Consider the following 12,545-nt stretch of genomic DNA (forward strand, 5'->3'; position numbering starts at 1 on the left):
TGTTTGCAGAAGACGTGTATACGTGGCGTTTCGATAAAAATCGAATGAATACGATACGCTTTATTTTGCAAACTCGACTATTGAACGTGTGCGCACACGCGCACGGCTAAAAACTTTTTCGGAAATTGATTCGAAGTCCGCGAAAGCGGATACGTAGAATCTGTTCTTTGCAGAACGAGCCGAAGGCTCTTATTTCCTGCAAAACTTTTTATTGGAGATTATATGGCAAACGAAAGACTTGAAGCTTCCATAAAAGAAGCTCTCGATATGTTCCGCCCGCAACTGCAGGCAGACGGCGGCGATATGGAATATATTTGCTTGGATGAACAAAATCGTGTTCACTTAAAACTTGTCGGCGCGTGCGGCAGCTGCCCCATGGCCATGATGACGCTTAAAATGGGCGTCGAGCGTTATCTGAAAGACGCCTGTCCCGAAGTGACGGAAGTCGTTCAGGAAGAAGAAACGGAAATGGAATAAGGACTCGCGTATGTGCATTGCAAAAAACAGAATGGTAAAAATACATTATACGCTGAAAGATTCCGACGGCACTTTGATCGATTCGTCTTCCGGGCTCGCACCTTTCGAATATCTGCACGGAAACGGTAATTTGATTCCGGGGCTTGAGGCGGAACTCGAAGGAAAAAATCCCGGCGATACGTTTACGGTGACCGTTTTGCCGAAAGACGGCTACGGCGAATACGACCCGAAGCTGCATATAGAAGTGCCGCGCGATCAGTTCGATAACGGCTCTCCGCTTGAAGTCGGTATGAAATTTCAAGCGCAGACGGCAGGCGGTCCCATGACCGTGACGATACAAAACATAACGGATAAAACCGTTACCGTCGACGGCAATCATGAATTGGCGGGAAAAACGCTCGTGTTCGACGTCAGCGTCGTCGATGTGCGCGAAGCGACCGACGAAGAGCTCATGCCCGAAATGTCCGATTTCGGCGGAGGGTGCGGAAGCTGCGGCGGCGGATGCGGAGGCTGCGGCGGGGGGTGCGGAAGTCACGATTATTGATAATTGGAAGAGATTGCTTTCGAACGCAATGCGTATTTTTGCGGTTGAAAAATTTTTAAATAGTCCTACATGATGCCGAGTGCGGCACAAAGCGTTTTAAAATTTTCTTCCGCCGAAACGTTTGCAAGCGGAACGGTTATATCGGCAAACGATTGATAGGCTGCCGTCCGTTCCGTAAAAATATCATGAAAAATCGATTTTACTTCGTTTTCGGTTTTCGGATTTTTGCGTGCGATATATGCCGGCAGATTTTCAATAGTGCCGTCACTGTTGAACGTGATTTTTTCTAAAATTCTTTCGAAAGCGGTATCTTCCGATACTTCGAGAAAAACAAAAATTCCCAAGTCGCGCAAACGCATGAGCGCGGGCGCGTTGTCGCATATACCGCCCCCGGTCGCAATGACGATTTTTTTCCCCGCACATTTTTTTTCAAGCACGCTGCAGACTTTTTCTTCCGCACTCATAAATTTTTCAGGACCGTAATCGAAATATATTTGCCGAGGCGTAAATCCCGTCTGTTTTGTGATGATTTCATCGATATCGACAAAAGAAAATGAAAGCTTTTGTGCGAGAAGACGACCTTGTGTTGTTTTGCCGGAATGCTTTATGCCGAAAATAATATATGCGGGATCGAGAGCTGATGTCATGGATTCAGTATATTGTTTGTAATTGCAAAAGTCCATAACTTACAGTATGCTTTTTATATGAATATCTATGCGGCGCTTGCGCTCTGTTTCGTTCCTCTTATTATTATATTTTTTTTCGTGCGCCGCTTCGCACAAACAGGGATAATCCTCTGTTTGTATGCCGTACTGCTCGGTTTGCTTGCCGTCGCACCGATTTCGATTTTGCAGTTTTATGCAGCCGATATTCCGTTTTTGAATTCCGATCATTGGATTACGCAGCTTTTACGTGCGGTTTTATTTAACGGGCTTATTGAAGAATTTATTAAAATTATCTTTATGCTTTTTTTGCCGTCCAAGCGGCTTTCACTCGGCAAATTTTTTTTGTGTGCCTGTATCTGCGGCATGAGTTTGGGATGTTTCGAGTCGGCGATTTATTTTTTGCAGCACTTGCAGCAGGCAAATACAATCGGCGCGCATCTCATTTACGCGCAGATTTTTACGCGGATGTTTACAAGCGATGCGGTACATACCTTATGTGCGGGATTGGGCGCTTTGTTTATCCGTTCGATAAAGAGAATGCGGATCGATATAGCCGCAGTTCTGTTTGCGCCGCTTATTCACGGTCTATATGATTTTTTTGCTCTTTACGATGACTTCAAATGGTTTTCCGCTGCGGCGATTTTATTCTTGGCCGTTCAATGCAGGATCGGTTATACGAGTCAGGCCGAAGAAAAAAGTGCGGGAGAAAAAATAGCGGAAAAAACGGAGATAAAAAGAACAACCAAAAATAAAATTGAAGGGGAAAAATCACAAAAATCGTCGAAGGGTGCAGCCGGTACCGGAAAAATACCAAAGGAGAAGAAGGCTGCGGGAAAATCGATAAAACAGGAAAAGAAGGAAAGCTTAAAAAAAGATACGAAAAGGAAAAGCGACACGAAACAGCTGAAAATTCGGCAAATTGAGCACAACGCCGATTGATGCGGCGAACAAAGCGCGTTACGCGGAACGTTTTGCGTTTGCGTGTTCATTGCAAGTGGCGCGGGGAACTTCGCTCGGTGGACAGATTTTATTCTTTTTATAAAGTAAATGACAGAAAAATGAAGAACATATTGATTGCCATTATCGGAACTTGTATGCTTTGCTCTTGCTCCGCTTCCGACGTTCAAATAACGGAAGATAATCTTTTGTTTTTCGGCTCGACCGACAGCGACGTATGGATAGGCGATACGCAAATTTCTTTTACCGCATTAAAAGAGCAATGTAAACTGTCCGGTTATGACGATGTGCCTGATTGCTTTTATGATGCTTCGGAACATCGGCTTTGGCTTGTAATATACAGTACACGCAGGGTATATGACATACTCGAAAACAAAGTAAGCAGAGATATTTTTTTCTATGAAGTAAAAGATAAAATCGCTGATATTCAAAATACTATAGTTAAAAAAAACTACATCGGTTTTGTATACGGTATCGATGACGGCAACGCGCTGATATCGAATGATAGGGATGCCGGTGCGTATCGATATATTATATCACCGCTTGCAGACGATACGGCGATACATATAACGATTAATCAGGGAGCGCTTTTTGAACCGATGGCATTTAAAAACAATACGATATTTTTCGGCATAGGGTATTATAAAATCGATGAGGCGGCATTTATTCCGTATGAAAATGAATGGGGGCATTACGGCGCACCGAATGACGGAATCGAACTGGTACGTTCGAGTGAAGACGGATTTGTAAAACAATACAAGTTGATCAGGATGTGGGAATATTTTACCGTATCAGCGGACGGAAAAAAGCTCGTAGGAAGAGACAGAGACGGACGCATAATGATTTATGATTTGGAAACGAAAACGGCGTACGATACGGGTTTGAAACGCGATTTATTGAAAGGTACGAGGTATAAAGGCAAGGATTTATATTATCTTGATGGGACATATCTTTATTTTTCAAAAGATACTTCCGAGACGTTGTCCCCGCTCAGACATTTTCTTTTGACGTGGTATCCCGGACTTATTTGGTACAGACACGATTTAGACACGAAAGAAACGGTTGGAATATCCGCTCCGAATAAGTTCGTGGATATAGTCGGGAAAATAAAGTGAATGCGGCTTTCGTACAGCAGGGGGACTTTTTTTGTAAAAGAAAATGTGGGTTTGCTCTGATAAGCCGAGATTTGAAAAACGACCAAGCTGTTTTTCTTTTATCCGTGCGGAGGCTTTCATGCTTTATCCTTTCGGATAAAATAACAAGGTATGAAAGACTACCGTGATTCCTTAGGAGAACTCTGTCGCAAGATGCTTTGTGTAGAGTGCCGATGATTGGAGAAGCTCGGCAAATCCTGCGCGGGGAACTTCGCGCTCCGCGCTCGTTGCAAGTGGCGCGGGAAACTTCGCGCTCCGCTTCCGATGCACGGCACGGATGCCGTGTCGCACTTTTGCATAGCATTTGCGCATTTTGCGTAGCAAAATGCGGTAGTGAGCGATACAAGGATGTAACGCGAACGGACACTGCTCGGAATTGCCGTGCTCTTGACTATTTAGTCGATAAACAATACTATAATCGAACATACGACGCGGGGTAGAGCAGTTGGCAGCTCGTCGGGCTCATAACCCGGAGGCCGCAGGTTCAAGTCCTGCCCCCGCTAAAACAGACCACTCAGAAATGAGTGGTTTTTTGTTTTTAACAGGAGTTAAGTCACGGAAATCAATTTTGGGAAATTGCTGTTGTCATTGAATGAGTTATGGTATTTTTAGAAAAAAGAACAATTTTTTTTGAGTGTTTTATGGATATTCTCGATTTTAAAACCTGTAAAGTGATTAAAATTGAGTTCAATAAACAGATAATAGACAGATATGATTCAAAACTTGATTTCCGTGCTCCCAACAGCAGTTCAACAGCGCCATCTGCAGCGAGTTTGCAGCGCAAACTCGGCAGTGAGCAAAGCGAAGGAAGTCATTGATTGCAAAAATAAAACCAATACTGAGGATTAAAAAAATGAAAAAGTGCTTTTATATTTTGTTTCTCCCATTCTTATTATTATTGGCCTCATGTTTGGTTTACCCTGCAAAAACTAAAACGTATTCTTCTAATAATTGCTCTTATTTTCTGTATGGTGTTGAAATATACGCTAATATTTTTGGCTGCATTGGAAATGGAGGTGATATACCTCCTTATAAACTAATACTAACTTGTGATATTAAAAATACATTATGTAAAACCGTTACTTTTGAAGAAGTTATTGTCAATAAAAATACATTTGAGTATAGAAGCAATGAATTATTTTCAACTACAGATTCCGAGGGTGAAAGATATGATTTGCCGAAAGAATTTAATTTGGATGATATGGAAGACGATACACCGATATATATAAGTTTAAAAGTGCAGTTTGAATTATCCGATGGAAGTGTCAAGGAAGAGTGGTTGGGGGTTGTATTATATCCCAAGTTCAAAACGCAATGGCTAAATTCTATGTTTTCGGTTTAAAAGAAAGAAGAATACTAAAGTGTCGCGTAAAACCTTGCCGCTAACGGGGAACACTCGTATAATAAAACGAATGGCGGAGAAAATGGTAGAAGGCAGGTAAGTTGAAAAATATTTTTCGATGCACAAGGTAATTATGTTGGAACAGGAATAGATTCGTCAACGTATAATTACGGTTATGTTTCTCGCGTAACTATAATGTGTATAACATTAGGAAGTATCCATGGACAATATGATATGAAGCCGTTCTTCCGCCAAACCGGTACTAAACCGGTTTATTGGAGTATGAGCGTCGGTTCTAATTATGGATTTAATTCAAGGTAACTTAGATGTCAAAAATAATTAACCGCTCTATATTAGTATCAATTTGTCTTTTGTTAGTTTTTTCTTTATTTAAAAAACGCAAATATTATGAGTTTACTTGTAAAAATGATACAAGTATGAAAAATATATTTAATCCAACTCAAATAAATCAGTTATCAAAAAAAGACTCTATTATGAGGATATCTGTCGGTAATGTAATCTTCTTAAAAACTCAGCATTTGGGTTTTAGGGTTTTTGCTAAACAGAATTTTAAGCAAGTACGCAACAATCAACTTGAAATTTTATATGACAATAAGCATAGAATTTTAAAAAGGCATAATGTTTATGAACCGGATGATTCTAACAAGAATAGGGTTATTTTCAAAAATTATGAAGTTGATGGTATTAATTATTCAGGAGTTGAAAAATTAATATTCTCCGATTTTAATACAAAAGACTTTTGCTGGGTAAATTTTTATAATATGTTTAAATGGCGGCATGGAAAGCTGAATGATAAATTTCCTGTAAAAATTGTCTGCCATTATTCATTAGATGAAGAAAATTACACAGAAGAAATTGACTACATAGTAGAATGCAAAGAAGCATATCCGTCTCGTTTATACAAGACTTTTCTCTGATCATTTAACTCCACAGAGTAAAAATTAAGACCCCGTAGTTTTCGAGGAAAATTGCTCAGATCGCGCTGCCGCAAGCTTCCGTACAAAGGGCTTTCCCCGGAGAAAGAATCTTCCGTAATGCAAAGTACCGGCGGGAACTTTTCTGTTCATAAAAAACATTTCTCCCAAAAATGAAAACCGCAGGCGCATTCCGTTGCCGTCCGAGGCAGCTCCATTAAACAGAATGTGCGTTATGAATAGGCGCAAGAAATAAGTTTTCGACATGGCATAAAATAATTCCATAACAATCACAATAGCATTTTACAATTTGCCATTGGTGCATTATAATAAACCGGTTTGCAGGGGGATTGTTAATAAATAAGGAGGGTTTTTGATTTCTTATGTAAATCCTTTACATATCAGTTAATTCTAGTTCACGAAGCGGATTATCTTTATAAAATCTATTATAATAGATTTGTAAAATATAAAGAAGTTCGAAAATTAGGAGTTTTAATAATTATAAAAGATAAAGTTGAAAAGGAAATAGCATATTTTCCAAGAGGATTTTCATTTATAAAAGGATTTTATCGTTATTCATACATAACAATATTGAGTTCTGAAAATGATTTATTAGAGTTTTGTAAAGAGGAGTATTTTTTTTAGACCATGAAAAAATAAAATTCGGAAAGATCAATATGATGATACTGTACATATGGAAATCTCAGAAGAAGATGATGTAAAAAAGTATTTACCTTTTTCATGAGACAGGTTTGTATACAGTTTCCAAAAACGAGGATGGAACTTATAGCGTAGGATTAACAAAAATAAGTGACAGCGAATATTATAATGCGTACTCAGTACTTTGTACGAAAAACAATCAGGGACTTTCGGAATGATTGAAAAAAAAGAATTTTTAATAATCCTTATAATGTTTTCTTCTTTGTTTTTATTAACTTCTTGTAAATCAAGAGAAGAGAGGAGTATTATATCTCATATAAAGAAAAATAATTCTATTGATTTATCAATTTATTGTAAGGAGTTTGATGAAATAATAATTTTCGAAGAAGGACACTATTATGACGTGCATGAAAATGGATGGATTGGGCCGAAAATATATTATTTTCAGAAAGGAAATATAAAAAAAATAATAAATCTTCACTGTGTTCCTGCTGATGTTCCGTATGGTAACGTTATTGAGTTTTATCCGTTTAATGATGGAAAAATTATCCTAAGTAAGGAAATTGCTAAATTTTATCTTACCCATATATACATTTATAAAACAGGGAAAATATGGGTGCTTGAAAATCAAAAAAAGGACATACAAACGCGGTTTTTTGAATAAAGGATTTTTTATTCAAAAAAATGCAGGTTCGTTCCACTGCCGTTCGTGGCAGCTCCATTAAGCAGAATGTGTGTTATGAATAGTCGCAAGAAATAAGTTTTCGACATGGCATAAAATAATTCCATAACAATCACAATAGCATTTTACAATTCGTCATTGGTGCATTATAATAAAATGGTTTGTAAAGAAATCTCTGCGAGATATTCCCATGAAATATTTTGCAGCTTTGATTTTTGACAATTCAGCAACGGCTCAAAATCATGGCGTTTGGGCTGTAGAAAAAGCACATTCGCGAGAGTATGTTTTTTCTACAGAAGTTGCAAAACACTTTCTAATGTAGAAAAATCCGCTTACGCCGGATTGCTTCCCCGCGCAGCGTTCCCGCCGCGAGCGACGGCGAGAATGAGGGGTACCGATGGGAAAGAGAGCCGAAATGACTAGTCTAACACATGAATTTGCAGTTATAGATAATAATGAATTGAATAAGAATACCGGGAAATTTGTTATCTATGATAAGAAATTATTAAAATCTATCATGTATATTCATGATGATATACTTTGTTTGTTTATTGATAAATTAAAGAATATAAAATTTTATGATTACAAAAACATTAAAGAAATAGATAATTTAGCATATATGGGTATGACATATATTCATAACGATCAACTTTTAGAACTGTATAATCGTATTCATATATTTATGGAAACTTTAGGAAGCGAAGAGATCTTAAAGGTAATGAAGGAAAAGAAATTGGATAAGGCTTTTCTAATAAAAGAATTAAAAGATTTTCTGGATTTTATTTTATCGGCAAAGCATAAAAATATGAATTTGATTCATTTCGGTATATAACGATAATAGATTCTATGTTTTCTTATATACTTTTCCGCTATATGAAACAAAGTATGAAGAACTTTTCGTATCACAGATATGGAAAGCTGCTCAAAAAATATATGCAGAGTATCCGGAATTACTAAAAGCTACTGCATAAACTTTAGGGCTAGAATAATGACTAAGATCTATCGATATATTTTTAATACCAATCAGGATGATCCTAAAAGAGAGATAAGAGAGTACTTGGTTTGTCATAAAATCAAATACTCAGAAGGATTGCTTTTAATTTTTGAGATACCTGAGAGTAGAGCAGATTTTATAGAAATTAAAAAATTTTTAGATACGAAGGCTGGAAAGATAATACAAATCAGCCTTGACTATTCTAAAAAAGAACTTAATGCAGCTGCATATTTACAGTTATGGCTCAGAAAATATTCCGGTTACCCTCAGCCCGAAACAATTGATGTCAAAAAATCATATATAAATTATACTTATGACATTACGAATTTCTGCACAAATTGTGGTAGTGGACTGATTCAAAACGATTCTTTTTACATAAAAAAATCTTTTAATATAGAAAAAATAAGATTTGGCGGACTTTACTGGGTTTATGATACTTTTTTTATTACGAATGAACTTTGTGATTTATTAGTAAAGGAAGGGTTTACTGGAATAGAATTTTTACCGGTTAAAAATATAAAAACAAAACAGCCTATTGATAATATTGTTCAACTTAAAATCAATACTGTTTTTCCGACAAAACTGAAGTATGAAGTAAAAAAAGTTATTGAGTGTAAGGTCTGTAATCAAAAAAAAGATTTGATAAAGGATGGTTCTGAAATTACTGTTTCAAAAGAAATTTTAAAACATTTGGACAAAGATTTTTATTTAAGCCAAGAATTTACCGGAGATGGTCTTTTGTGTTGTAGGCGCGTTTTAATTTCAAATCGGGTTTATAAATTTTTTAATGATAACAAGATTAAAAACATTTGTGTTGAACCAATAAGGTTTGAATAATTTCTCTTAGATACTGTAGTTTTTGAAAAAACAGTGGGGCATTGTTGCATGCTTCCTATACCAAAATATTTGATTTTTCTTTTAAATGTCGTTTATCCGTTATCTAAAAATAAACTTTGACTACAGATAACATTTTACAATTTGCCATTATTGCATTATAATAAAACGATTTGAAAAGAATTTTCTGCAAGATATTCCCATGAAATATTTTGCGGTTTTGCTCTTTGACAATTCAACAACGGCTCAAAATCATGGCGTTTGAGCTGTAGAACAAGGAGACCGGGCTGTATTACTACGGAGCGCGGTATCTCGATGCGAAGTACAGTAGGTGGTTGTCGACAGATCCGGCGGTGAGTGAATACGTACCGCAGGCTCCTGTAAATGACGAGGCACGCAAACATAATCAGAATTTGCCCGGTATGGGCGGTGTGTTCAACGTCGTAAACTTCCAGCTGTATCACTATGCGGGGAATAATCCGGTGAAGTATGTGGATCCGGATGGAAACGCATTTACTATTATTGCCGGTGCAATAATTGGAGCTGGATTTGGTGCGTTAAAAGCTGCATGTGATGATAAGACAGGTCGAGAAATTGTTGCCGCTGCTGTTGGCGGAGCTGTCTTTGGAGGAATGGTTGCAGCTACAGCAGGTCTTGCTCTTGGTGCGCAGCTTGCTGGTGGAGCTATCGCAGGAACTACAGCATATTTAGCAGAAAGTACAGTAGCAGGAAAGCAAGCAACGCTAGAAGACGCAACAATATCTGCGGCTGCCGGAACAGCTGCTGTTATGGCAGGAAAGATACTTGAAAAGGCTGTTGGTACGGTTATTAAAGGGAATAATCCTTCAAAAACTCCAGATAAAATAAGAGATAATTCAAAAGTATTTAGTAAAGCGAAACAAGATTTAATTGAAATGACAAAACAAGACAAGAAAGCTGGTGGCATAAATAAATCTGATATGTAAGCATATATTGATTTAAATAAAGAGCTTCCAGATCCCTTTCCTTCTAATAAAGTTAGATTTGATGCAAATGGACATGCGGGTAGTAAATTACCAAGCTCACAAAATCCTCATAGGCATGTTGGTTCTGTTGGTCATATTCCTGTTATTGGAGATTAATTATGGATAAAATATCAAAAGATAATTGGATAATATGTGCAAATGATTTGAAAATTAATATTCAAATTCCTTTTTATATTGAAATCGATAATTTTAAGATTGAAACAATTTTGTTTAAAAATTTTGGTAATCGCAATGGAACAATAGTCCTGAATAGCCTTGATAAATTAAATTGTATACAGGATAGTTTCTACAAACAATTCAAAAATTATAATATAGCTATTTTTGATTATAATTTATTGAATTATGATACAGATATACGAGAAGCTACTATAGAAATGTTGAGCGAATGGGGATGGACAGGACCGGAAAAGGAGAAACCTTCCTGGTTGTTGGAAAATATTAATTTCGATGAAGATGAATATTGAAATATAATGAAGGAACAAATAGTATATCCTCCCGCTATGTTCGAAGAAGGTGGAAAAAGAGCTGATATTAGAGCTATCTCACCTGATGATAATTATGGAGGTGGGAGCAAAGTATAGGAAATCAACTTGCGCCGGTGAATGATGAGGCGAAGAAGCATAACCAAAGCCTACCCAATGATGGAATATTTAACGTAACTGCATTTAATTTATTTAATTATGCAAATAATAATCCGATAAAATATAATGATCCTACAGGTAAAGTACCCGTAAAGCCGTGGGCAGTGTTAGGAACTAATACACATAAGGAAATCCAACGATACTTAAAATCTACTTAAAAGGGTCATCTCCTTTTTATTTACCCAGTCCTAATCCTGGCAAAAAAGGATGTTTTTTTGTGGATTATCAAAGGGTAAATACAGATAAAAAGAGAGAATTTTATGAAATAAAACCTATTTCATATATGGCAACAAAAAAGATGATAAACAACTTGATAAATATATTGCTCGCTATGGAGAAGGAGCAGTAAAGGGGATGGAAATATTAGATGATTTAAATGGAGTTGAGATTAGTACTAATATAATGTCAAGTAACCCTATGGATTTTTCTGGGAAAATAACATTATATACTGATAAGGCAAATCATCCCGGTATGATATTTTATTCATTGGATGATGGTAAAACTAAAGAAGAAAAACAAAAAGATATAGTAAAAAAAGGTCTTTCGTTACTTGTAGGAATTGGATTATTTTTATTAGGTACGAGTGTTCAACCCCGGATGCCGGTTAATCCAGTGCCTGCCCCATAAGTGAAGGCGATAAATATATGATAGGTAAGGTATGCTAGAGCGAGGAATCCCTTTGTGATAACAGTAAGAAAAATTAGTAAACTTCTATATTTGATTCTGAATGCGGACTAGGAATATAAAGTATAAAAATTTGTATTGTGGGAGAAGAAATTTTTATATACACTAACGAAAGAATAAGAAAGATGTTCTAAGCTCCACATTTATATAATTAATAAATAACATAGGAGGTATGATAGAATGGATCAAGATATCTTTTTTAAGATAGTAAAAGAAAAATTATATACTTATTTCTCAAAAAAAGGATTTTCTAAATGTAAAATATATAAAGGCCGTCGTTCCGCTATCAGTTTTATAAAAGATACAGAAAAATATCAAATTCCAATTGATATCCAATGGCAAGGTAAAATAAATGATGAATATATGTTTGCCGTCTACTTTGTTAATATATGGATTTACGAAGATGATACAAAACCCAATCTGAATTGGATATTCACTTGTGAAGAGGAGTTAAAAAAGAAATTAATATTATTGCAAGAAAAAAGTGAACGGGAAAATTTTATTTCAAAATGTGAAGAACGTGCAGCTACCTATTTTATTATTAATGAATAGTAATTTTTTTAATAAAATAGAGGAGTTTTTTGATGGCATTCCAGAGATTCTGTTTTAACGCAGCATGATGGATCTGTGACTTTTTTCAGGAATGAAATTGAGAACTAAAATTGACACAATCTCGCCATTAGTGCATTATAATAAAACGATTTGATAAGGAATTTTCTGCAAAATATTCCCATGAAATATTTTGCAGTTTCGTTCTTTGACAATTCAGCAGCGGCTCAAAATCATGGCGTTTGAGCTGTAGAAAAAACATATTCGCCGAGAGTCTGTTTTTTTTACAGGAGTTGCAAAACAGTTTTTAATGTAGGAAATTCCTCCTACGCCGGATTGGAGCACCGCGCAGCATTCCCGCCGCGAGCAAAAGCATCGGCATCCGAGAATAAATTTATTATA

14 protein-coding genes, 1 tRNA gene and 1 pseudogene are annotated in these 12,545 nt (G+C 36.5%); 15 read left to right on the plus strand and 1 reads right to left on the minus strand.

What is annotated here, in order from left to right; translation table 11 throughout:
• Positions 1 to 222 precede the first annotated feature (222 nt).
• Together H9I35_RS08580 and H9I35_RS08585 are read left to right on the plus strand one after the other, a co-directional pair.
• Complete coding sequence (locus H9I35_RS08580) at positions 223 to 477, plus strand: NifU family protein (RefSeq protein WP_016520955.1); 255 nt, start codon at positions 223 to 225, stop codon at positions 475 to 477.
• A gap of 31 nt (positions 478 to 508) precedes the next feature.
• Entirely contained in the window at positions 509 to 1,021 is a 513-nt protein-coding gene (locus tag H9I35_RS08585) for an FKBP-type peptidyl-prolyl cis-trans isomerase (protein WP_371809439.1), read from the plus strand.
• 65 nt (positions 1,022 to 1,086) lie between these two features.
• Here the strand turns inward: H9I35_RS08585 and H9I35_RS08590 are convergent, their stop codons facing one another.
• A complete protein-coding gene (locus tag H9I35_RS08590) occupies positions 1,087 to 1,668 on the minus strand; it encodes a shikimate kinase (protein ID WP_187419006.1) in 582 nt (193 codons plus the stop codon).
• Between the two features lie 57 nt (positions 1,669 to 1,725).
• Between H9I35_RS08590 and H9I35_RS08595 the strand changes: the two genes are divergently transcribed.
• From H9I35_RS08595 to H9I35_RS08655, 13 genes and pseudogenes are all read left to right on the plus strand, one after another.
• Positions 1,726 to 2,625, plus strand: a complete 900-nt coding sequence (locus tag H9I35_RS08595; RefSeq protein ID WP_187419007.1) for a PrsW family glutamic-type intramembrane protease — start codon at positions 1,726 to 1,728, stop codon at positions 2,623 to 2,625.
• Positions 2,626 to 2,780: 155 nt separating this feature from the next.
• The gene (locus H9I35_RS08600) at positions 2,781 to 3,758 is read left to right on the plus strand and encodes a hypothetical protein (protein WP_252722633.1); all 978 of its coding nucleotides are present in this window, start codon (positions 2,781 to 2,783) and stop codon (positions 3,756 to 3,758) included.
• Positions 3,759 to 4,227: 469 nt separating this feature from the next.
• Positions 4,228 to 4,300 (plus strand) — tRNA-Met (locus H9I35_RS08605).
• Positions 4,301 to 4,438: 138 nt separating this feature from the next.
• Entirely contained in the window at positions 4,439 to 4,615 is a 177-nt protein-coding gene (locus tag H9I35_RS08610; protein WP_187419009.1) for a hypothetical protein, read from the plus strand.
• A 35-nt stretch (positions 4,616 to 4,650) separates the two neighbouring features.
• On the plus strand, positions 4,651 to 5,139 hold the full coding sequence (locus H9I35_RS08615) for a hypothetical protein (protein WP_187419010.1): 489 nt from the start codon (positions 4,651 to 4,653) through the stop codon (positions 5,137 to 5,139).
• Positions 5,140 to 5,576: 437 nt separating this feature from the next.
• Complete coding sequence (locus H9I35_RS08620) at positions 5,577 to 6,077, plus strand: hypothetical protein (RefSeq protein WP_187419011.1); 501 nt, start codon at positions 5,577 to 5,579, stop codon at positions 6,075 to 6,077.
• A gap of 841 nt (positions 6,078 to 6,918) precedes the next feature.
• Positions 6,919 to 7,398, plus strand: coding sequence for a hypothetical protein (locus tag H9I35_RS08625; RefSeq protein WP_252722634.1), 480 nt, complete (start codon positions 6,919 to 6,921; stop codon positions 7,396 to 7,398).
• Positions 7,399 to 7,813: 415 nt separating this feature from the next.
• Positions 7,814 to 8,248, plus strand: coding sequence for a hypothetical protein (locus tag H9I35_RS08630; protein ID WP_187419012.1), 435 nt, complete (start codon positions 7,814 to 7,816; stop codon positions 8,246 to 8,248).
• Between the two features lie 156 nt (positions 8,249 to 8,404).
• Positions 8,405 to 9,247 (plus strand): hypothetical protein, encoded by an 843-nt coding sequence (locus H9I35_RS08635; protein WP_187419013.1) that lies wholly within the window; start codon positions 8,405 to 8,407, stop codon positions 9,245 to 9,247.
• A 269-nt stretch (positions 9,248 to 9,516) separates the two neighbouring features.
• Positions 9,517 to 9,750 (plus strand): annotated as a pseudogene (locus tag H9I35_RS12540) (RHS repeat-associated core domain-containing protein); the annotation flags it as partial.
• Positions 9,751 to 10,367: 617 nt separating this feature from the next.
• Positions 10,368 to 10,733 carry a hypothetical protein gene (locus H9I35_RS08645; protein ID WP_187419014.1) on the plus strand — a complete coding sequence of 122 codons (366 nt, stop codon included), beginning with the start codon at positions 10,368 to 10,370 and terminating at the stop codon, positions 10,731 to 10,733.
• Between the two features lie 531 nt (positions 10,734 to 11,264).
• Positions 11,265 to 11,537 carry a hypothetical protein gene (locus tag H9I35_RS08650; RefSeq protein WP_187419015.1) on the plus strand — a complete coding sequence of 91 codons (273 nt, stop codon included), beginning with the start codon at positions 11,265 to 11,267 and terminating at the stop codon, positions 11,535 to 11,537.
• A gap of 237 nt (positions 11,538 to 11,774) precedes the next feature.
• Positions 11,775 to 12,146, plus strand: a complete 372-nt coding sequence (locus tag H9I35_RS08655) for a hypothetical protein (protein WP_187419016.1) — start codon at positions 11,775 to 11,777, stop codon at positions 12,144 to 12,146.
• Positions 12,147 to 12,545 lie beyond the last annotated feature (399 nt).

Source organism: Treponema sp. Marseille-Q4132 (genome assembly GCF_014334835.1).
GTDB lineage: Bacteria > Spirochaetota > Spirochaetia > Treponematales > Treponemataceae > Treponema_D > Treponema_D paredis.